The following is an 18,572-nucleotide window of genomic DNA, read 5'->3' as shown; positions in this document are numbered from 1 at the left end:
GTCCTGCCCCCCTCAGCCCGCCCGATTGGCCTTCTCGTCGCCGGGCAGCACATAGTCGGTGCCTTCCCAGGGCGAGAGAAAGTCGAAGTTGCGGAACTCCTGCATCAGCCGCACCGGCTCGTAGACCACGCGCTTCTGCTCATCGTCCCAGCGCAGCTCGACATAACCGGTGAGCGGAAAGTCCTTGCGCAGCGGGTGGCCGTCAAAACCGTAGTCGGTGAGGATGCGGCGCAGGTCGGGATTGCCGTCGAACAGCACGCCATAGAGGTCGTAGGCCTCGCGCTCGAACCAGCCGGCGCCCGGATAGAGCCCGACGATCGACGGCACCGGCGTGGCCTCGTCGGTCTCCACCTTCACCCGCACGCGCAAATTCTGCTGCGGCGACAGCAGGTGATAGACCACGTCGAATCGCTTCTCGCGCGCCGGCCAGTCGACCCCGCACAGATCGACGAAGGCGATGAACCGGCAGGCCGGATCGTCGTGCAGGAAGCGCAGCACCTCGACGATCAGCGCCGCCTCGGCCCGGATGGTCAGTTCGCCCAAAGCAATGTCGAAGCCCGTCACCGCCCCGGGCAGCGCGGCTGCCGCCGCCTCGCCGATCTCCCGCAACGCCGTGTCGAGGAGACCGCCATCCCCATAATATCTGGTCACCGCTCGATGGTCCCCGTCCGACGAATCTTCTTTTGCAGCAGCATCACGCCGTAGAGCAGCGCCTCCGCCGTCGGCGGGCAGCCCGGAACGTAGATGTCGACCGGCACGATGCGATCGCAGCCGCGCACAACCGAATACGAGTAGTGGTAGTAGCCGCCACCATTGGCGCAGGAGCCCATCGAGATGACGTATCGCGGCTCCGGCATCTGGTCGTAGACCTTGCGCAGCGCGGGCGCCATCTTGTTGGTCAGGGTGCCGGCGACGATCATGCAGTCCGACTGGCGCGGCGAGGCGCGCGGCGCGAAGCCGAATCGCTCGAAGTCGTAGCGCGGCATGGCGCCGTGGATCATCTCGACCGCGCAGCAGGCCAGCCCGAAGGTCATCCACATCAGCGAGCCGGTGCGCGCCCAGTTGATGATCTCGTCGGTGGCGGTGACGAGGAAGCCCTTGTCGGCCAGCTCGTCATTGATGCCGGTAAAGAAGGGATCGTCCGAGCCGATCGGCTTGCCGGTACGCGGGTCGAGAATGCCCCTGGGCGCCGGAGCGATGGCCGGAGAGTTGGCAGGAGACATGGCTGGAGACTTGCCGATCAGTCCCATTCCAGGGCTCCCTTCTTCCACTCATAGACGAAGCCCACCGTCAGCACGCCCAGAAACACCATCATCGACCAGAACCCGAACACGCCGACATCGCCGAACGCCACCGCCCACGGAAACAGGAATGCCACTTCGAGATCGAAGATAATGAACAGGATCGACACCAGATAGAAGCGGATGTCGAATTTCATGCGGGCGTCGCTGAAGGCGTTGAAGCCGCATTCATAGGCCGACAGCTTCTCCGGGTCCGGCTGCTGATAGGCCACGACGAACGGCGCGATCAGCAGCACCAACCCGATCACCAGCGACAGGCCGATGAAGATGACGAGCGGGAGATAGGCGACAAGCAGCTCGGTCATCGTCCAGTTCACCTCTTGGGGCGTTCGCGCGGATCAGTCCGGCACGTCGGCGGCCCGGCACCCGGACCCATCCGATAGTCGAATGGTTAGCGCACGGCCTCACCCCCCGCAAGCTCGCCTGCGCGCGTTATTCGGATGCCGGAGGCGTAATGACCGACAGATTTGCAGACTTGGCCTACAATTCAGGCAGCGCCGCCAAATCCCTGGGCACGCAGTTGCAGCATTTTTGACTTCGCTGCTGCGAGAACCCGCCACTTCAACCGTTACGTCGACACTCCATTGCCATCACCGCCGGAATGGACAAGGTCTCCCGCCGGTTTGCACCAATCCACCATTGCGCAAGTGCGGAAGTTCTTGCCGCAGCCGCGGCCACCACTGCGCCGTCATCCACAGAAGCCGTTATGGAGCACGCCCCGCCGGCGGCAATCCCCGGCCCCGCGGACGGCAATCCGCCGGCTCAGCCCAGGAAATCGCCCACACACGGCGGACGCCCACTCGGTCGCAGCCATCCACAGGAGAATGCGGCCGCGGGCGGCCACCCGCCCGGCGCAGCCGCCCGACCGGAGGGCCGAAGCCCGTCTGCGGCACCAATCGCAATCTTGGCCACAGACGGGCTTGACGGCGAGCGGCTGGGGCCTTATGTCCGCGCTCTCGCTTGCGACGAGTTCGCGGGGGTGTAGCTCAGTTGGTTAGAGCGCCGGCCTGTCACGCCGGAGGTCGCGGGTTCGAGCCCCGTCACTCCCGCCACTTCTCAAGCACTTAGCGTTTCGCATCCGTCACATTCCAACTTTTCAGACCGGCGCGTTCCAACTTTTGGCCGCGGTCCGTTCTATCTGAGCTTCGCCCGGCCCCGCTTCCGGGCCTCCATGACGCTGCGCACCGTGGCGAGGTTGACCGGCACGTAGGTGGCAAACAGGGCGTTCGAGGCGCTGAGGGTGTTGCCCATGGCGTGGGCAAGAGCGGCAGGCGCGGCCTCCCCGACGATCGCCTCGACCGCACCGGAACGGCGGAAATCGGCGAGGGTTCTCCGCTCGCCATCCCCGAACAGGACGGCCCGGACGTCGCGGAAATCGTCTCCCAGCGTGTCCTTGCTGTAGGGGGCGCCGGAGCGATTCCGGAAGATGAAAGCCTCGCCGGTCATCTCCACCCCGATCTTGGCGAGGTATGCGGCCAAAGCAGCCAGGGCGCGATTCGTCAGTACTCCTCCGACCGGCTTCCCGGTCTTGGCTCTCTCGGCGAAGAATGCGGTGCCATCGGCCGCGGTCGCGAGCTGCGACGCGCGGAGCGCGCGGACATCGCCGGGGCTGAGCTGTGTGGACCACGCAACGGCGATGATGGCGGCGAGGCCGAAGTAGCCGTCGCGCCACGCCTGCTTGAACAGGCGGACCGCTTCGCCTTCGATCCAGGTCGCATCCCGGCCGGCCGCGGCCGTGTTGCGGATGCCGAGGGACGGATCGGCGTCGCGGACGCAATAGCCGAGCGCCGCGGCGACCTTCCACAAGGCCCGCCAGATTTTCATAGCGCGGTGCGCCTCCCGCAGTGACACCGTGTCCTCGACGGCCTTCCGCCACGCCGACAGGTCGACGGTCCGCGGGTCGCAGTCGCCGAACACCGGCTTGATTCGCCGCCATCCGCGCCACCAGTCCTCACGGGTCCGCGGCGCCTTGCGCGACCATTCCTCGGTACGGCGGTACTTGCGGAACGCCTCGCCAAGGGAATGCGGCGGATAAACCGTCAGCTCTTCGGACGTCTCCGGCGACAGGTTGTCGGCCGCCACCATGGCGGGAGACGGCGTCTCGCCGCGGCGAGCGGCGTCCCACCGGCGGTTCCACTCCTCGGCGATCCGGAAGGCCTCTGGACCATCTGGGCCAAGCGGCACACTGTGAAAGCCTGCCGCCTTCATCTTGGGCGTCGGCTCCCAGAAAGCCCGGCCGTTTCGCTTCACGCGGTAATAGAACGGGTCCCCCTTAGCCATTGCGCCCCCCTGCCCTCATCGCCGCGATTCGCTCGCTGGCGACCGTCGAGGCGTCGCGAGCCCCAAGGGTCGCTGGACTGCCACCGAACAGATGGGCGTGGCGGGTGTCGCACCAGCGGTCGATCGCGTGGGGGTCGAAATTCCCGGTGTCCGGGTCCGGCCGCGGGAACCCGCGGGCAATCAGGTTCGGGAGCACCGCCGTGAACTCGGCAACGCTCTTCCCGAGGCGGCGCGCGGCCATCTCCGGCGGAATGTCGCGGGGCTCGACGCGGAACCGCATCATCGACCTCATTCTCGAAACCAGGATCAGTTTCGTCCGAGAAACAGCAATTCCAAAACGATCACGGCATCCGGCCCGGCGGTGTCGGTTCGTCCGCGATCACCACCGGGCCGGGGTGCGCCCTCGGTCCCCGCCGAAGGCGCCGTTCGAGGCCTTGCCCACCTTGTCCCGTTGTGCCGTGTGCGGGGGACGGGAGGTGCGCTTGTCGTTGTAGGATCGGCCTCGCGACCCGCAGGAAGCTCCCCCGCGACGATCGGTCAGGACCACCCGCGTGTATTGCGCAGGTGAACAATTTTGCCGGCTGGGCGACCCTCGGCGGCGGCGATCTGGGCCTCGACGTTGGCAATGGCGCGTTCGAGGTCTGAGGTCGTCTGGAACTCGACCTCCTCGACCACACCGTTCGTCGCGGTCTTGACCCGCTTGGCGCCGGAGGCATGCGCCTCCCTCAGGTCGGCAAGCCGCTGGCGAAGCGCCTCCAGGTCCGCCATGGATCACGCTCCGGGGTTCGAATACCAGGAGCGGTGGTCGACAAAGCCGGCGCCGAAATCGAGTCTGACCTTCATCTGAACGCCCTCGACCTCGAAGCCGGCCCGGGTCTCGACCTGCGGCCCTTCTTCGCCGGAGAGATACGCCCATTCGAGCCCGTCGATCTCGGCCGGCGATGCCGCGAGGTACCAACGATTGCCGGTGAGCCGCGGCTCGACGATCAGCTCCAGCTTGCCGCTGAAGGGATTTACGTCGTCAACCGCGGCCGGGCTGATGGCGGCGAGCACTTTCTCGCCCTCGGTTTCCTTGGCCGGCGACACCACCAGATACTTCGGGGTGACGCTGACCAGCTCGCCAGCGAGGCCGACCTGCGCCCGCATCGCCAGCCGGGCCGCGCCGAGCGTGCCGACGTCGATCACCGTGCCGGCGCTCGCGAGGTTGCCATGGTCGGTGTGGAACAGCCGCTTGCCATCGGCCATCACCGGGCCGAGGCCGCTGCCCTCGGTCAGCAGGTCGGCCAAGAGCTTCGCCTCGGTCGCCGCGGTGAGCTGGCCGAGCCGGCGCGGCATATCGGCGAAGGCGCCGAGATTGTCATTCGCCAGCGCCTGGCGCGAGATGCCGAACATCTTGGCGAAGGTTTCGAGCCGGTACGATTCCTTCGCCTCGGCCAGCGTGCCGGACTTCACCTCGCCGGACTCGTTCACCCGCTCCAGCAGCAGGTTGCCGCCGAATTGGATGCGGTGGCGGGCGCGGAAGTCCGTCGCATTCTGCTGCCGGCCGAGCCGCTTCAACGCCGACGGCACCGCCTGATAGGAATCGCGCAGCGTGCGGCCGACCGTGTCGCCGAGGATGAGCGCGAAATCGCTCGTGGTATGCAACGCGCGCGTGACGATGCTGGCGGTCGACAGCCCGGCGAGCGGCACGCCGGCCGCCCGGCAGCACTCGCGCGCAAGGTCCGGCATGCTCATCTCGGCGTAACGCCGGGCAGGCTCCGAGAGGTTGTGCGACCGGTTGATCCGCGAATACAGCGCCTCGCCGGCGGCGCGCACGCGAATCGCCGGGTCGGTGTAGTCGACGCCAAAGGTCACCACCGGCGAGGTCGGCACGGTGCCGGCGGCGCTGCGGCGCTGCAGCTCGTCCAGCGCCGCAGCGCGGGCCTGTTCGGCGGTGGCACTGCGGTCGATCTGGGCGTCGACCCACGGCTGGCCCAGGCCCAGGGTGCGGCCGAGCGTGCGGATCTCGGCATTCGCCTGCGCGCGGTTGACCGGGGCCGGGTCGGCGGCACGCTGGGTCTCCGGTGCCGTCGGCGGCGAGGTCACGACGGGGGTTTCAGTGGGTTGGGTCTGGACTTCGGTCTCAGGCATTGAATTGCTCCTGGTCATGGCATTCGGGTCGGCGGGGAACGGCGCGAAGGAGACCTCAACCAGCTCCCACTTCACGGCAGTGCGGGTACGGCGGCCCGTCTTCGGGTCGGCCGTTGTTTTCCAATCGGCGGCCCGCACCCGTGCGCCGACTGAGATTCCGAAAGGGTTGCCGTCGTTGAGCTCACGCGCCAGCTGTTCGGCCTTGGGATTGTGGGCGGACAGCTTCACCGTCGCGCGCAGCTCATTGCCGACGACGTGAAAATTCGAGGCGTGGCCGAGGACGTCGGCGACGCTGTCCCGGCGGTGATTGTCGATGACGTGGACGCGCTCCGGCCAGGTCTGGGCCAGCGACAGCACCTCATCGCACGGCCCCTCCCAATCCCAACTGGCGATGGGCGCACCGGTCGCGACCACCACCTCGACGGTGCGGCGCTCCCAGCTGAAGGTGCTCGGCGCCACCGGAGCCGGCGCGCGGCGGGTGATCAGCGTTTCGGTTTCAGCGGGCGGCATCAGGCGGCCTCAAGCTCTGCGAATTGAAGTTCTTCAAGTGCGGCGAGATCGCCGGACCGGCTGGAGACCTCGCCGCGAATTATCTCGATCAGGTCGTCGAGGCGCTGCAGCGCATCTTCAAGCTCGGAGGCTGTCGCGCCGGGCGCCCACATCACGATTTCATCGTCGAGCAGATCGAGCACAGGCGCCGGGTCGAAGCCGGCGGCCGGGTCGATAAACGGGAAACGCGCGGTCAAATCGGTCTCCCATGTTCATTATGCGTGCCGGCGAGAAAATCCGCGCGCATCGATGCCGCGCGGTCGGCACAGAGCGCGGCGATCGCGTAGCTGAATCCCTCACCGGCCCGCGTGAACCGCTCGATCTCATCGATCGGCACCGACCGGAACCAGACCGGCAGCACCTCCTGCAGCGTCGCAATCACCATCGTCGGATCCAGCTCGGCCACCGCCTCGGCCGAGGTCTCGATCATCGCGGCGAGGTCGAGACCAAGCTGTTCGCGCTCCTCGGCGCTGGCCGTCGCCAGCCATCCGGGCAGGCCTTCGGCCAGGGCGGCAACCAAGGCGAACGGATCAAAGCCATTGGTGCCGGGAGCACCGGGAAAACGGACAACGGTCATTTTGAAGACTCCCTTGCAGCGGCCGGGGCCGTGTCGAGCACGATCTCGGCGTCGACCTCTTCCGGATCGCGACCGCGGGCGGCGATCGTCTCGAAGCGGCTGCGGATGCGGGCGTTGATCGCCTGCACATCCGCGTTCACTTCTTTCAGCGGATCGACCGCGGGCCAGCCGGGCCACACCCATTCGGCCTCGGGCAGCGCGGCCATGTCGAGCTTGAGCCGCCCGGCCAGCACCTCCAGCGCCAGCCACCGCTTCCAGATCGGGTCGAGGAGCTGCGGCACGATCAGCGTGCGGCGGATCGCCGTGACGCGCTGTCGGAATTCCGAAAGGCCGAGGCGGGCCGAGCTGTAGTTCACCTGTGAAAGGTCGCCGCTCACCAGCTCGTAGGGCACGCCGGCGCCGGCCGCCGCCGAGCGGACCATCGCGCGGATGAAGTCGACCGCGCCGTCGCTGCTGGGCGGCTGCGAAAACTCGACGCCGTAGCCCGGCGGCACCTGAATGAACGCTCCCGGCTCCAGGTCGATCGACGGCGCGTTGGGTGCAATCGGCAGCACGTCCGGCGCCCCCTCGCTGGGCTTTATCAAAAATCCAGCAAACAAACTTGCGGCGTTGAGCCGCGCGATGTTGGAGTCTTCGGCTTTGTCGATCTCGGCAATCCGGGTCAGCGACGGCGCCATCCAGGACAAGCCCCTCGTCTGTCCGGGGAAAAGCGGCTCGAAAACGTGCAGCACATCCTCGGCCGGCACCCGGATGGTGCCGTAATTGGTCGCGAACGGCGCGTCTGGATTCTCGCGCGTATGGTAGGCCGTCCGCCGGCCGCGGGCGTCGGATTCGATCCCGGCGACGATCTTGCGCCCACCGCCGAGATCGCGGGTCAGCGACCGGTCGACCTGGCTGACGTTCCAGAGGCGTAGCCGCAGCGCGGCTGTGTCGGGGTCGACTTCGAGGTGAACGAACGCTTCGCCGTTCACCACGAGCGAGCGGACAGTGCGGGCAAGAAAGCCGCCGAGGTCCGAACGCCCCTCGGCGTCGCAGGTCGCCCACCACCGACCGAAGTCCTCGACCAGCTTCTTGCGCAGGGCTTTGCGCTTCACCTTCGGCCGGCAGGTCGGGCCGTCCATGGTGATGTTGGTCACCCATGCGCTGACGATCGCCGCGCCGTAGGTGCTGTTCAGAAAGGCTGCCGCCGCCCTCGCCCCGGCCGTCTCCGACCGCGCTGCGATCTCGCGCGCCGGGGTCCGCAGGATCGCGTTGCGATGCCACCGCGGGCCGCCGGCGCCGGCCTCGATGGTGCCGGAGCGGGTCGACAACTCACGGGCGGCAGCGGTCAGTGCGCGGCCGAGGCGGGTGATCGGGGAACGGAGCGCGGCGGGGAGCATGCTGGCCGGCCTCACTCGGCCTCCGAGGGGGGGCCAGAATCGACGCCCTCGGCATTGATGGGCCGACCCCACACATGCTCATCGGCGATGCCGGCATCACGGGCGCGAGCATCCATGTCTCGCCAAACAGCGGAGAGGTTGATCAGGACGGCGCCGGCCATTGCATTGTTGATGTCGTGGACCTTGCCGGCCTTCCAGCCCTTCATATCGCGGTGGTGCACAGTCCAGTCCGCGAAGTTCGACAAGAAGCCGAACGCCGACACCGGAAGCGTCAGATCAACAGCAAACGCCCGGCTTTGTCCGTTGATAGTGCCGGTGAGCTCGCCGCCGATATGCACCTCGCCGCTCAGCAGCCAAACGTCGTCGACGGTGCCCGGCAGGGGGCGCAACAGGGGCGCAATCTTGCCGAGAGCGCCAGTGTCGAAGTCCACGACGCGAGCCCTGGCGTCGCGCATCTCGACGTACTTCGCCAGTTCCTTCTGGACACAGGCGAGAAAGGCCCAGAAGGGCGGGATGTCGAGCCACTTGCCGGGCTCGACCTCATCGATGAAGAACAGCAAATCCTCGCGGCGCAGCCACTTGAGCTTCGCATCGTCCCACCCCGTCAGGGCCGAGAATGTCTTCCTGCGCATAAGCGCCTCCGCTGATAAAGTGATCGTTCGCTTATCCCATAGAGCGCCGAGGCGATCAACGAAAAAATATCGTCGACTTATCCATTTCGGCTGATGTCTGGCGCGACCATTCACGCCCCGCCGCTGGCGCCCACCCGCACCATGGCCTCCGCCAGCCTGCGGCCCTCAGCCCCGCCGGGAGCGCCTTGCCGGCGTGCCGGCGGGGCCTGTCGAGGGGCGTCCCCTTCACGCCATAGGCACGGCGTCGAGCGACTCGACTCCATCGAGCCCAGGCAGCAACTCGACGCCGGCGACCGCCGCGAAATTCTCGATGACCCGCCGCATGTGCCACGTCAGGCCGTCAATAGATTTCACGTCCGTCCAATAAGATAGACAGAAAACAGCCACAGCCCGCGCCTGCAGACGGACATCATCCATCGAAAGAGCCGGATGCTTCAGGATCGACGAAGCAAGGCCGTTGATTTCATCCCAGATGACATCTTCCGGATCATCATCATCCAAGAGACCTCTTTGCGCATCGTCGTTGATTACCTGTTTGCGCACCGCCCTATAATTTTCGAAGAGTATTCCGCCGCGGGCTTCGGCCTCATCGAATGTCATTCCAGTGGCGGCCAGCACCCTCGCTTCGAATTCTTCATGCTCCGCGTGGCGGCGGTTCTTGTAGTCGCGCCAGCGGGGGTACAACTCCGCAAAGCGAGCGGCGAGGTCGGGGAGGCTGACGGCGGTGTCGGCGGCCGAGGTGATCTCGTTGGGGATTGCCGTCATGACGACGCCTCCCCAGGGGCGCGCATCGCGGCGAAGGCGCGCGCGTCGGCCTCGCGCCGCAGCGCGTCGGCCGCGCGGTCGAACGTCTCCCGCAACCGTCCGGCGGTTTCCGCCACCAGCTCGCCGGCGTGGCGCACGGCCAGCGCCGTATCGGTCTGGTGGTCGGCCTCCAGGCCCTCACCGGCAAGCTCCAGCAGTTCGCCGAGGGCGCGCAGGCGGCGCAAATCAGGCTCCATGTCCAAGAGGACGGAAATCGGTCTCTCGTCTTGGCGCAGGTCGGCGGAATTCGTGGTCGCGTTCATCGGGTAGCTCCCTGGTTCAGAGGTCGAGGGCGCCGCGGACGCCGCGGCGAGCGGAGCAAGCGGCTCAACAGGCATGGCACGCCACCTCCGCTGCGAAATCGTCATCCTCGGCCGGATCGTCGTCTTCGGCCGGATCGTCATCCTCGGCTTCGGCGGGCTCCGGTTCGAGGTCCGGGTCGCCGTCGATCCGGTCGAGCGCGTCGACGGCGAACTCGGCCACGAGTTCGAGCGCCCGGCGCAGCTCGGGGGTCACCTCGACGAAAAGTCGCTGGGCATGGGTGTCCCGGTCGCGAACATGAGTGTTCATGCGCGTTGTCCTGTGGTAGAAAAGCGTTGACAGATAACGAATAGCGTTGGCGACCCGCTATGTCAACGGTTTTCGTTTATAGACAATGGATTTCGTTGAAATGGAACTGAAGCCGGAACAGTCGCGTGCGGCGCGAGGCTTACTCGATTGGTCGCAGACACAGCTCGCCAGCAGGTCCAACCTCGGCGAGAGCACGATTCGGGATTTCGAGAAGGGCCGCCGGGTGCCAACGGCGAACAACCTCGCCGCCATCCGCCGCGCCCTCGAAGAGGCCGGCGTCGAGTTCATTCCCGAGAACGGCGGCGGGCCGGGCGTGCGGCTGCGGAGGGATCGGCCGGCATGAGCTTGACCGAAGAGGATCGCGCACGCCGGCTTGCCGCCAAGCGCAACAACGAGCGGGTGAAGCTGGTGGCGTCGACCATGAACACGGTGGCGCTGACCACCTTCGGCGCCGCCTTCATCCTTCCCCTGGTCAATGGGGCGACCGGTCCGTTGCCTGTGATTTGGATTCCGTTCGCAGTCGCCCTACATTTTGGGGCGCAGGCCGTTTACCGGTTCCTGCGCAGCGAGGATTGAGCATGACCAGCACCCTGGTGATCTACGGCTTGCCGATCGTCGCCGGCCTCCTGGCCGTCGCGGGCTATCTCTATGCCCGCCACAGCGCGGCCGAGTTCGACCGGCGCTTCAACCGTCATCTCCCGGCCGGGGAATAGGCGACGCTGCCGGGGCATGACCGGGCTCTGGATTTACGCCTATGTCGTGCTGCCCTTGGTCGTCGTGGCCATGGGCTACGCCGCCATGCGGCTTGCCGAGCGCCAGGACGGCCAGCGCCACCCGGCCGAGTGAGCGCGAGACGCCAGTTGAAATCCGGTGGTGGTCGCGCCGCTGTCCGAGACGGACGGCGGTGGCCGGAGCGAATCCGCACAACAACGATCATTTGTAACAATCGAAAGTTGCCATGCTCAACCACAGAGCGGATGATCGCGCCTCTGAATTTGGAGGTGCGACATGAAACTTGGCTTGGTGGCGGTTGCAGTCCTCGCCGCGGTTGGCATTTCGGCCGTGCCGGCAATTGCGAAGAACACCCCGTGCTCCGGCAAGAAGGGTGGCATTGCCCGCTGTCAGGGGGAGAAGTTCGTTTGCAGGGACGGCTCCATCAGCGCATCCAAGCAGAGCTGTTCCGCCTCGGCAAAATAACGAGGCTCACTCTGAGCCCTTCCGGAGAACGGCGGCGGGCCGGGCATCCGCTCGGCGCGCAGCGCATTCTTCACCGCGCCATCCACTTCGACCGGCCGACCACCTTCAGCCCGGGCGCCAGCGGCGGGGCCGGTTCCGCCAGCACCGGCGGCGCCTCCGGCTGCGGCGCGAGGGCGGCAAGCTGGGCGGACGCGACGGCGAGGTCGAGCCCGGCCGCCAGCAGCCCGTGCAGCGCGGCAATCGAATAGACCCGGCAGTCCAGCGGCTCGTTGCGCACGCCGGGATCCTTCACCCATTCGATGCGAGCGACGTTGGCGCGGTACTTGCGGACGGCGCGCTCCGAAACGAGCCCGTGAAACCAGTCGTCATCGCGCTCGGCCGGCAGGTGGATGACGCCCGGGCCTTCCCGGGCCGCGCCATCCTCGCCGCCGGCCCGCAGGCGGGCGAACAGCGTCGCCTTGATGGTGTCGACGCCGACGATGTGAACCGGCGCCAGCGACGCGCGACGCGGCTTCGGCGGGCGTTTCGGCCAGGGCGGCACGCCCGGCCCACCGCGGCCCTTGATGGCCCATATCCGGCGTTGCAGCCGCTCGGCCGAGAACCGCATCACCTGGTCGGTGCGGTGACCGCCGGAGTCGATCGCCACCGCCGAGATCGCCAGTTCGCCGGCCCGCGGATGGCGGAATCGCTTGGCGATGATGCGGTCGAGCGCGGCCCACGGTTCGGTGCCGGCGGTGTTGCCGTGGATCACCTCATAGGCCACGGACCAGCATTCCTCGCCAAGCCCCCAGGCCACCACCTCCAGTTCGAGGCGGTCATCCTGCGTGTCGACGCCGCAGGTCAGCACCAAAGCGCGTTCGGGCAGCAGCTCGCCGCCGTCCTCGGCCCGGGCGATCAAAGAATCCGGCGACAGCGGCGCGGTGTCGCGATCCTCGAACGCCTCGCCCAGGCTGGTGTTGGTCCAGGATTTCAGCTCGACCGGATCGCGGCGCATGACGAGGTAATCGGTCGCCACCTCGCCCCAGGTCTCGAACGGGCTGTAGAGCGCGGAAATGTGGAAGCCGGCGGTGCGGCCGTCGCCCTCGGCGGTGGCGCGCCACTCGCCGGCCGTCAGCAGCGCCGGCTTGTCGTGCTCCTCGATGATGCCGCCGCAGCCCGGCGCCTGGCAGACATAGAACGCCCTGCCCGGCTCGCCCTCCGGCCACGTCACGCCGGCCCACACCAGCGGCTGAAAACTGCCGCAGTGCGGGCACGGCACGAAGAACCGCCGCTGATCGGAGCGTGAATATTCCTTCTCGATGCGCGAGACGCCGGCCAGCGTCGGCGTCGACACCAGCAGGATCTTGCGCCGGCCACGGAAGGTGGCGGTGCGCTTGATCGCCAGCGCGACCGGGTCGCCCTCCTCGCCGACATCGACCGGATAGGCGTCCACCTCGTCCAGCACCAGATAGCGCGCCGGGGTCGAGCGCAGGCCGGTGGCGGAGTTGGCGCCGGTCATGTTGAGCGAGCCGCCGGCGAACTCCTTCTGTACCACAGTGTTGCCGGAGTCCTTGGCCTTCGGCGAGGCCACCTTGCGGCGCAGCGCCGGGGTGTCTTCGATCAGCGGATCGATGCGGATGCGCGAGTTCTTGCGCACCATGTCGATGCTCGGCCACACCGCGAGGATCACGCCCGGAGCGTGGTCGATCCAATAGCCGATGGCGTTCAGCGCCGCCTCGGTGCCGCCGGTCTGCGCCGCCTTCATGAACACCACGCGCTCGATCGGCGACGACACCGACAGGGCGTCCATGATGTCCTTCAGGTATGGCACCCGCGCCGTGCGCCACGGCCCGGGCTCGGAGGAGCCGGCCGGCAAGATGCGGTGCCGGTCAGCCCATTCCGAGGCGGTCAGTTGGGCATCGAGCATCAGGCCGCGGCGGCGGGCCGCCACGACCTCCGCAAAAACATCGGCGAGCTGGGCCGCGTCGTCGGTCATGGCATCACCACGTGCCGTCGCGGCCGGCGCCGGGCGCGGTCTCCGGCCGCGACACGCCGGTCGAGCCGGTAGTGCCGGTCCGTGGATTCGCGGCGGCGCCGCCGCGCTGTACGATGCCGCGCAGCTGCTCGTCGATGATCGACCGCACCCGCGCATCGAACAGCGGTGAGGGTTCGATCTTCACCACGTTGGTGCCGTTGTACGTGATCGAACCCTCGACATGCGCGGTGACATCGAGGCCGCTGATCGCCGCGGCGAGTTCGTCCGCGATGTTGCCAAACGCGGTTGGCGCCCCGCCGGGCGTCGCAAAGTCGGAAGGGATAGCATTGCGAACCTGCGACCAGTCGATATGCACCGGCACTGGCCGCGGGTGCGGCACCGGCACCCCGGGAGCCGGGACCCCGGCGGTGGTACGGCCGCGATCGGCCGCGGTGGCGGCGTGATCGACCGCGTTCGACAGTTTGGCGATCTCGCTCTGCAGCTTCTCGATTTCGTCGCGGATGCGCACGCGCGCCTCCTCCGGCAGGCGGCCTTCCGAGGTGCGCAGGCGTTCCTGGAGTGCCCTGATACGCGCGTTGAGATGCACCCACGTCTTGCGACGCTCGATGTCTGCCGGCGTCGCTTCGCCGTAGAGGGGCACTGCCGCCTCTTCCGGCGTCAGCTCGCCACGCGCCCGGCGCTCCTGGTCTGTTTCGCTCTTGCGCAGCGCAGCGATGAAGCGCTCGACCGCCTCGGCCGCCGCGGTGATGTGGCCGGCGAGCGCGGTGAGGTTCTCGCTCGTGTTGCCGCCGGCATCGAGCAGCCGGCCGAACGCCGCCAGCACCGCGTCGGAGGCGTTCGACAGCCGGTCGAGCGAGGCCTTGGCGTCGCCGGACACGCGCGGCGCGGCGGCGTCGATCGCCCCCTTGCCGTCGGCGATCTGCTGGCGCAGGCGCACGTAGTCGTCCATCGCCATGATCAGCGCGCGCACGGCGTTGGCGCTGTCCTGCTCGGGCCAGAGTTGCCCGATCTTCGACAGGTCGCCCTTGAGCGCCTTGTTGGTCACCTCGGCAAGTATTTCGAGGAAGTCCTTTCCTTCCTTCTTGCCTTGTTTCAGCACCTTCTCCAGGTCGATGCCGAACTTCCGAAAGTTCTTCTGGACGTTGTTCGAGAACGCCTTGGCCAGCAGGTCGCGCACGCCGGTCGCCGCCTGCTCGGCGGTGCCGACCTTTGCGCGCACCACCTGCAGTGCCGCGCCGAGCGCGATCAGGCCCTTGGCACCGGTATAGCCGACATTGCTCCAGGCGGCGGTGATGGCCGGCAGGTACTGTGCCATGTCCTTGAACTCGAACCGGCCGAGGTTGCCGGCTTGAAAGAGGTAGTCCATCGCTTCTTTCATATCGCCGGCGCCGACCTTCATGTTCTCAGCGATGGCGCCGACGGTCTTGCTGGTGTCGTCGGCCGCCGCGCCCGAGGCGTGGGCGGTCTTGGCAACGGTCTCCAGCAGGTCGTTCGCCTCCTTCAGCGTCTTGCCCTGCACGATCAGGTCTTCGAAGCTGCCGAACACCTGTTCCATCGGCATGCCGAGCGTGTTGGCCACTCTTTTGACGTTCTCGAACGAGGCGGCGATCTCGGCCGACGAGGCATTGGCGGTGATGCCGATCCGATTGAGGCGGCGTTCGATCTCGGCGAAGCGCGTGAAGGCGCTGCTGGCGAGGCTGGCGGCGGCATGGCCGCCGACCGCGGCGCCGATGAAGCCGCCGGCCCGCGTCAGCATCGCCGTCGCCGTGGTGATCTTCGGCGCGGTGCGTTCAAGGTGCCGGACCTGGCGCTCCAGCTTCTGGAATGCGGGCGACATGCGCTTGGCCGGGTCGGTGACGCGGTCGATCAGCCGCAGAGTAAGGGAACTCTCGATATTGCCCATGGTGCTTCTCCGGGGGTCAGGGCGACGGTTTGTGATCGGTGATGATGTCGGGCGCCGGCATGTCGGCCAGCGCCTGCAGTTGCTCGCGCACCATGCGGTCCAGCAGCGCGTAGACGGCGGCGGTGTCGGCGCCGGTGATGCGGGCGATCTCTGCAGCGACGCGGTTCGTCCAGCCGATCCAGGCATCGCGCTCCTGCCGGGCGCGGGCCTCGATGGCGCGCAGCACGGCAGCACGGCTGATCAGCGAACCCTCCAGCCGGTCCGCCTTCAAGCTGATCAGCTTGGCTTCGGCAACGGCACGGGCGGCCCGCGGGTTCGACGTCGGCGCGAGGACCGGCGCCGCGTCCTCGATCATCGCCCGGCGGCGGTTCGGATCGACGTTCTCGCGCAGCCATGCCCGGCCACGCTCGATGTGGATGCGGCCGTTTGGCTCCACCGGCAGGCCGCGGGTGATGAGCTGCGACACCCGGCCGGCGGTGACGCCGATCAGCCGCGCGAACTCGCCCTTCGACACCGTCGTCGGCAACGGTCCCGGGGGGAAATCGAAGGGCAGGCCCTGCGCTGATTGCATAGCTAAGCCAACCTCAAGCCTCTGAGTTTATGAGCTAAACCGACCCCGCCTAGCGAAATCCCGGGCCGCCGCGGCTGCGCACGCCACCTCCGCGGAAGGACCCGCCGAGGTACCCGGATGGGGTGCCCATTCGTCAACCGGGTCAGGGTCGGCCCAGCCGGTCGGGCCGGGTGCCGGATCACCAGCACCGGCAGGGGGCTCCGTCCCGTCAGCCGGGCCGGATACCGGGACAGGTCGGCGGGATACACTGCGCGCCGGCTTTGGGAGGGGGGACGGGACATACGGCCCCCCTTGGGGGGGGGCCTATGTCCCGCCCCCCCGCACCGGGACACCCGGGACATGTCCCGCTGATGTCCCGCTGTCCCGCTCGCGAAGTGTTGGTTGAGATCGCCTGCCCACCCCATTGAATGGATGGACATTTCCGCCACAATCCGCCGCCCGTGGCTGATCGGGAGCGGATGTCCCGGCCGCCGCCGTCTCGGCATCCACCTACCGCCTTCGCGCCGGGACAGGTGGAATGTCCCGCAAATGTCCCGCTGATGTCCCGCTACGCGCGCCATGCCCAGTCTCCATCGATGCCGACGATGCGCTTGGCCTGCAGGCTCTGCCGAACCCGCTGGAATGCCTTCTTCTTCGCCTCCTCTGTCCCTTCGGCGATCCCGCGCCGGTAGGCGTGGGACCGCCACGTTTCGATGTGGACGGCCCTGTAGCCTTGCGGCACGAGGGCGGTCGGCGAGGCGACGCCATCGGCCAGCAGGGCTTCGTCGAGCGCGTCCAGGGCGATTTTTTCGGTGGCGGAGAGGGGCCGTTTTCCCTTGGATTCGCCGGGGCTCGCATCCGTGGGCTCGACGACGCACGAGGTGATGTCCTCGCCGTCCTCGTCAGTCCCGAGAACCGATTGCCGCAGCGTGTACCGAAAGGGAGCGACGGCGGTCCCGTCCTTCACCTTGGCGATCTTGCCTTCACAGATCCCGGACTCTTCGTGCCGGGACACCTCGATCGACGCATCGACAGCGCCAAGGAGAGCATTCGAGCCGCGCATGCCGCGGTCTCGATCCTTGCCGGAATGATGGACGATCAGCACATGGGCACCGGTCTCGCGCTGCACGTGCTCCGCGCGCTGCACCACCATGTTGATGTCGCGCGCCTTGTCTTCGTCGCCCGATCCGATCATCCGCGACAGCGTGTCGAGCACGATCAGGCGGACCGGGACGCCGAGCGCGGCGCCGTGTGCCTTCACGTCGTCGATCAGAACATCGACATCGCCCTCTTCGTCGTAGAGGTTCACCGACGACGGGACCGGGACGAACGGCGCACGCGTGCCGTCGCCCTTCTCCTGCCGCCAAGCCTTCATGCGCAGCAGCATGCCGCTGGCGCCCTCGCCGCTCACATAGAGCACGCCGCCCGGCTCGGTGCGCCGCTCGAACCAGTCGCGGCCGTGCGCCACATGCAGGGCCAAGTCGAGGGCGACGAACGTCTTCGAGGTGCCCGGCGGGCCGTAGACCGTCGACAGGCCGGCTTCGGGCAGCAGGCCCTTGACCAGCCACCGCAGAGGCGGTGCGCTGTCCTCATCGCCGTAGCGGATCGACGGAAACCGGGTGACGGCCTTGGGCCGCCACGGGGGCGCGTGCTCGACGATGTCGAGCAAGGCCTCGACGGTCCCGCCGCGGTTCAGAAAGTCGGACACGTCGCCCTTGCGCGGCAGGTCCGGCAGCTCGACGACGCGGATGCGGGCCGCGTGCGATGCAAGGGACTTGGCGACGCGCTCGGCATGGTCCCGGCCGGCATCGTCGTTGTCCGGCAGAATGATAACGTCGGCGCCGTCGAAGAGCGCCCCGAACTCGTCACGCCACTTGCCGGCGCCGCCCGGATTGCACGTCGCGGGGATGCCGAGCTTCGCGAGGCGGTCGGCGTCCTTCTCGCCCTCGACGATGGCCACCGTCTTGCCCAGTGCCAGCGCCTCCAGGGTTTCCGGCAGGCGGTACGGGACAATGCGGGTGTCCTTGAGATTCCAGACGTGCCCGCCGCGGCCATCGGGCCGCCGCTGCCGGAAGTCCTTCTGCGGCGCATAGCGCACCACCTCGAACAGCAGTTCGCCGGCTTCGTCGGTGTAGCCGTAGACGGCGGCGATGCGCCGTTCGCCGGCCGGCTCGGAGCGGCCGGCAATGTCGCTGAATTCGGCCTTGAGCCATTCGACCGCGTCCTTCCGGTCGCCGCCGCGCTCGCGCACGATCAGGTCGAGCACGCCGCCGCCGGTGCCGGTCTCGTGATCGCGCCATGTCCCCCTATGCTCGCCCCCGACCTTCACCGACAGGCTGCCGTTGGTGCCGTAGCGCCACTCATCCCGCGACGAGTGGCGCGGGTTCGGATCGCCCAGCAGCCGCCGGGCGACCTGATCGATGCGGTCTGCGAAGTCGCAGTGCGGTACGGAAGCCTTCGGCCCGCCGATCGGCGGCGCATCGGCGACGAATGGAGGGAGCGCGCTCATCGCCGCCCCCTGACGAACTCCCTCGGCCAAGCCGGCCGCGCCAGGCGCGGGCCGGTCTCGCGAATCAGGGCGTCGAGGAAGGTTTCTTCTTGTGCCTGATCGGCCGGTTCTGTAGTGTTCGCGTTGCTTTCTGCATCTCTATCGAGCTTTGCCCCGCGGCTGTTGGCGCAGCACGCGGGGTTCTCGTTTTTGCGGTCCGGCGGCTTGGGAAATAGC

Annotated in this window: 22 protein-coding genes and 1 tRNA gene; 4 read left to right on the top strand and 19 right to left on the bottom strand. The window is 67.8% G+C overall.

Going from position 1 to position 18,572, the window contains the following annotated elements:
- Positions 1-12: 12 nt before the first annotated feature.
- The 3 genes from BLTE_RS04545 to BLTE_RS04535 form a co-directional block, all read right to left on the bottom strand.
- Positions 13-564, bottom strand: coding sequence for an NADH-quinone oxidoreductase subunit C (locus BLTE_RS04545; protein ID WP_425290293.1), 552 nt, complete (start codon positions 562-564; stop codon positions 13-15).
- A gap of 83 nt (positions 565-647) precedes the next feature.
- Positions 648-1,250, bottom strand: a complete 603-nt coding sequence (locus tag BLTE_RS04540; protein WP_126398018.1) for a NuoB/complex I 20 kDa subunit family protein — start codon at positions 1,248-1,250, stop codon at positions 648-650.
- Complete coding sequence (locus BLTE_RS04535; protein ID WP_126398016.1) at positions 1,241-1,606, bottom strand: NADH-quinone oxidoreductase subunit A; 366 nt, start codon at positions 1,604-1,606, stop codon at positions 1,241-1,243. Before BLTE_RS04535 ends, BLTE_RS04540 begins: the two co-directional genes overlap by 10 nt.
- A 670-nt stretch (positions 1,607-2,276) precedes the next feature.
- Here BLTE_RS04535 and BLTE_RS04530 point away from each other — a divergent pair.
- Positions 2,277-2,353, top strand: a tRNA-Asp gene (locus BLTE_RS04530).
- A gap of 82 nt (positions 2,354-2,435) precedes the next feature.
- Here the strand turns inward: BLTE_RS04530 and BLTE_RS04525 are convergent.
- The 11 genes from BLTE_RS04525 to BLTE_RS04475 form a co-directional block, all read right to left on the bottom strand.
- The gene (locus BLTE_RS04525) at positions 2,436-3,581 is read right to left on the bottom strand and encodes a hypothetical protein (RefSeq protein ID WP_126398014.1); all 1,146 of its coding nucleotides are present in this window, start codon (positions 3,579-3,581) and stop codon (positions 2,436-2,438) included.
- A complete protein-coding gene (locus BLTE_RS04520; RefSeq protein WP_126398012.1) occupies positions 3,574-3,864 on the bottom strand; it encodes a hypothetical protein in 291 nt (96 codons plus the stop codon). The genes BLTE_RS04525 and BLTE_RS04520 overlap by 8 nt, the downstream gene beginning before the upstream one ends.
- 254 nt (positions 3,865-4,118) lie before the next feature.
- Entirely contained in the window at positions 4,119-4,349 is a 231-nt protein-coding gene (locus BLTE_RS04515) for a phage head-tail joining protein (RefSeq protein WP_126398010.1), read from the bottom strand.
- Between the two features lie 3 nt (positions 4,350-4,352).
- Positions 4,353-6,221 carry a prohead protease/major capsid protein fusion protein gene (locus BLTE_RS04510; RefSeq protein ID WP_126398008.1) on the bottom strand — a complete coding sequence of 623 codons (1,869 nt, stop codon included), beginning with the start codon at positions 6,219-6,221 and terminating at the stop codon, positions 4,353-4,355.
- Positions 6,221-6,457: a hypothetical protein gene (locus tag BLTE_RS04505; protein ID WP_126398006.1), complete on the bottom strand. Its 237-nt coding sequence runs from the start codon at positions 6,455-6,457 to the stop codon at positions 6,221-6,223. Before BLTE_RS04505 ends, BLTE_RS04510 begins: the two co-directional genes overlap by 1 nt.
- The gene (locus BLTE_RS04500) at positions 6,454-6,837 is read right to left on the bottom strand and encodes a hypothetical protein (RefSeq protein WP_126398004.1); all 384 of its coding nucleotides are present in this window, start codon (positions 6,835-6,837) and stop codon (positions 6,454-6,456) included. The genes BLTE_RS04505 and BLTE_RS04500 overlap by 4 nt, the downstream gene beginning before the upstream one ends.
- The gene (locus BLTE_RS04495) at positions 6,834-8,216 is read right to left on the bottom strand and encodes a phage portal protein (protein WP_126398002.1); all 1,383 of its coding nucleotides are present in this window, start codon (positions 8,214-8,216) and stop codon (positions 6,834-6,836) included. The genes BLTE_RS04500 and BLTE_RS04495 overlap by 4 nt, the downstream gene beginning before the upstream one ends.
- Before the next feature lie 11 nt (positions 8,217-8,227).
- Complete coding sequence (locus tag BLTE_RS04490) at positions 8,228-8,848, bottom strand: hypothetical protein (protein WP_126397999.1); 621 nt, start codon at positions 8,846-8,848, stop codon at positions 8,228-8,230.
- A 225-nt stretch (positions 8,849-9,073) separates the two neighbouring features.
- On the bottom strand, positions 9,074-9,613 hold the full coding sequence (locus BLTE_RS04485; RefSeq protein WP_126397997.1) for a hypothetical protein: 540 nt from the start codon (positions 9,611-9,613) through the stop codon (positions 9,074-9,076).
- On the bottom strand, positions 9,610-9,915 hold the full coding sequence (locus BLTE_RS04480) for a hypothetical protein (protein WP_126397995.1): 306 nt from the start codon (positions 9,913-9,915) through the stop codon (positions 9,610-9,612). Before BLTE_RS04480 ends, BLTE_RS04485 begins: the two co-directional genes overlap by 4 nt.
- A gap of 64 nt (positions 9,916-9,979) precedes the next feature.
- A complete protein-coding gene (locus BLTE_RS04475) occupies positions 9,980-10,222 on the bottom strand; it encodes a hypothetical protein (protein ID WP_126397993.1) in 243 nt (80 codons plus the stop codon).
- A 100-nt stretch (positions 10,223-10,322) separates the two neighbouring features.
- Here BLTE_RS04475 and BLTE_RS04470 point away from each other — a divergent pair, with 100 nt between their 5' ends.
- Genes BLTE_RS04470 through BLTE_RS18640 form a run of 3 tightly spaced genes read left to right on the top strand, consistent with a single transcriptional unit; the run spans position 10,323 to position 10,935 of the window.
- Positions 10,323-10,565, top strand: coding sequence for a helix-turn-helix domain-containing protein (locus tag BLTE_RS04470; RefSeq protein ID WP_126397991.1), 243 nt, complete (start codon positions 10,323-10,325; stop codon positions 10,563-10,565).
- Positions 10,562-10,798, top strand: a complete 237-nt coding sequence (locus BLTE_RS04465; RefSeq protein ID WP_126397989.1) for a hypothetical protein — start codon at positions 10,562-10,564, stop codon at positions 10,796-10,798. The genes BLTE_RS04470 and BLTE_RS04465 overlap by 4 nt, the downstream gene beginning before the upstream one ends.
- 2 nt (positions 10,799-10,800) lie before the next feature.
- Positions 10,801-10,935: a hypothetical protein gene (locus tag BLTE_RS18640; protein ID WP_280177362.1), complete on the top strand. Its 135-nt coding sequence runs from the start codon at positions 10,801-10,803 to the stop codon at positions 10,933-10,935.
- Positions 10,936-11,343: 408 nt separating this feature from the next.
- Here the strand turns inward: BLTE_RS18640 and BLTE_RS18010 are convergent, their stop codons facing one another.
- The 5 genes from BLTE_RS18010 to BLTE_RS04445 all read right to left on the bottom strand — a co-directional run bounded on the left by BLTE_RS18010 (position 11,344) and on the right by BLTE_RS04445 (position 18,386).
- Positions 11,344-11,493: a hypothetical protein gene (locus BLTE_RS18010; RefSeq protein ID WP_160140524.1), complete on the bottom strand. Its 150-nt coding sequence runs from the start codon at positions 11,491-11,493 to the stop codon at positions 11,344-11,346.
- Positions 11,490-13,394: a phage terminase large subunit family protein gene (locus tag BLTE_RS04455; RefSeq protein ID WP_126397985.1), complete on the bottom strand. Its 1,905-nt coding sequence runs from the start codon at positions 13,392-13,394 to the stop codon at positions 11,490-11,492. Before BLTE_RS04455 ends, BLTE_RS18010 begins: the two co-directional genes overlap by 4 nt.
- A gap of 4 nt (positions 13,395-13,398) precedes the next feature.
- The gene (locus tag BLTE_RS04450; RefSeq protein ID WP_160140523.1) at positions 13,399-15,297 is read right to left on the bottom strand and encodes a phage tail tape measure protein; all 1,899 of its coding nucleotides are present in this window, start codon (positions 15,295-15,297) and stop codon (positions 13,399-13,401) included.
- 16 nt (positions 15,298-15,313) lie between these two features.
- Positions 15,314-15,868 (bottom strand): hypothetical protein, encoded by a 555-nt coding sequence (locus tag BLTE_RS18005; protein WP_160140522.1) that lies wholly within the window; start codon positions 15,866-15,868, stop codon positions 15,314-15,316.
- A gap of 547 nt (positions 15,869-16,415) precedes the next feature.
- On the bottom strand, positions 16,416-18,386 hold the full coding sequence (locus tag BLTE_RS04445; protein WP_160140521.1) for an AAA family ATPase: 1,971 nt from the start codon (positions 18,384-18,386) through the stop codon (positions 16,416-16,418).
- Positions 18,387-18,572 lie beyond the last annotated feature (186 nt).

The organism is Blastochloris tepida (genome assembly GCF_003966715.1).
GTDB lineage: Bacteria > Pseudomonadota > Alphaproteobacteria > Rhizobiales > Xanthobacteraceae > Blastochloris > Blastochloris tepida.
The sequence above is the reverse complement of the archived record's forward strand: the minus strand, read 5'-3'. Positions and strand labels throughout refer to the sequence as shown.

Bases quoted from the DNA above. Each gene is read 5' to 3' on its own strand.
- BLTE_RS18640 (WP_280177362.1), top strand. From the start codon at position 10,801: ATGACCAGCACCCTGGTGATCTACGGCTTGCCGATCGTCGCCGGCCTC.
- BLTE_RS04490 (WP_126397999.1), bottom strand. From the start codon at position 8,848: ATGCGCAGGAAGACATTCTCGGCCCTGACGGGGTGGGACGATGCGAAG.
- BLTE_RS04450 (WP_160140523.1), bottom strand. From the start codon at position 15,297: ATGGGCAATATCGAGAGTTCCCTTACTCTGCGGCTGATCGACCGCGTC.
- BLTE_RS04480 (WP_126397995.1), bottom strand. From the start codon at position 9,915: ATGAACGCGACCACGAATTCCGCCGACCTGCGCCAAGACGAGAGACCG.
- BLTE_RS04510 (WP_126398008.1), bottom strand. From the start codon at position 6,221: ATGCCGCCCGCTGAAACCGAAACGCTGATCACCCGCCGCGCGCCGGCT.
- BLTE_RS04465 (WP_126397989.1), top strand. From the start codon at position 10,562: ATGAGCTTGACCGAAGAGGATCGCGCACGCCGGCTTGCCGCCAAGCGC.
- BLTE_RS04470 (WP_126397991.1), top strand. From the start codon at position 10,323: ATGGAACTGAAGCCGGAACAGTCGCGTGCGGCGCGAGGCTTACTCGAT.
- BLTE_RS04485 (WP_126397997.1), bottom strand. From the start codon at position 9,613: ATGACGGCAATCCCCAACGAGATCACCTCGGCCGCCGACACCGCCGTC.
- BLTE_RS04495 (WP_126398002.1), bottom strand. From the start codon at position 8,216: ATGCTCCCCGCCGCGCTCCGTTCCCCGATCACCCGCCTCGGCCGCGCA.
- BLTE_RS04455 (WP_126397985.1), bottom strand. From the start codon at position 13,394: ATGACCGACGACGCGGCCCAGCTCGCCGATGTTTTTGCGGAGGTCGTG.
- BLTE_RS04540 (WP_126398018.1), bottom strand. From the start codon at position 1,250: ATGGGACTGATCGGCAAGTCTCCAGCCATGTCTCCTGCCAACTCTCCG.
- BLTE_RS04535 (WP_126398016.1), bottom strand. From the start codon at position 1,606: ATGACCGAGCTGCTTGTCGCCTATCTCCCGCTCGTCATCTTCATCGGC.
- BLTE_RS04515 (WP_126398010.1), bottom strand. From the start codon at position 4,349: ATGGCGGACCTGGAGGCGCTTCGCCAGCGGCTTGCCGACCTGAGGGAG.
- BLTE_RS04500 (WP_126398004.1), bottom strand. From the start codon at position 6,837: ATGACCGTTGTCCGTTTTCCCGGTGCTCCCGGCACCAATGGCTTTGAT.
- BLTE_RS04520 (WP_126398012.1), bottom strand. From the start codon at position 3,864: ATGATGCGGTTCCGCGTCGAGCCCCGCGACATTCCGCCGGAGATGGCC.
- BLTE_RS18005 (WP_160140522.1), bottom strand. From the start codon at position 15,868: ATGCAATCAGCGCAGGGCCTGCCCTTCGATTTCCCCCCGGGACCGTTG.
- BLTE_RS04475 (WP_126397993.1), bottom strand. From the start codon at position 10,222: ATGAACACTCATGTTCGCGACCGGGACACCCATGCCCAGCGACTTTTC.
- BLTE_RS04525 (WP_126398014.1), bottom strand. From the start codon at position 3,581: ATGGCTAAGGGGGACCCGTTCTATTACCGCGTGAAGCGAAACGGCCGG.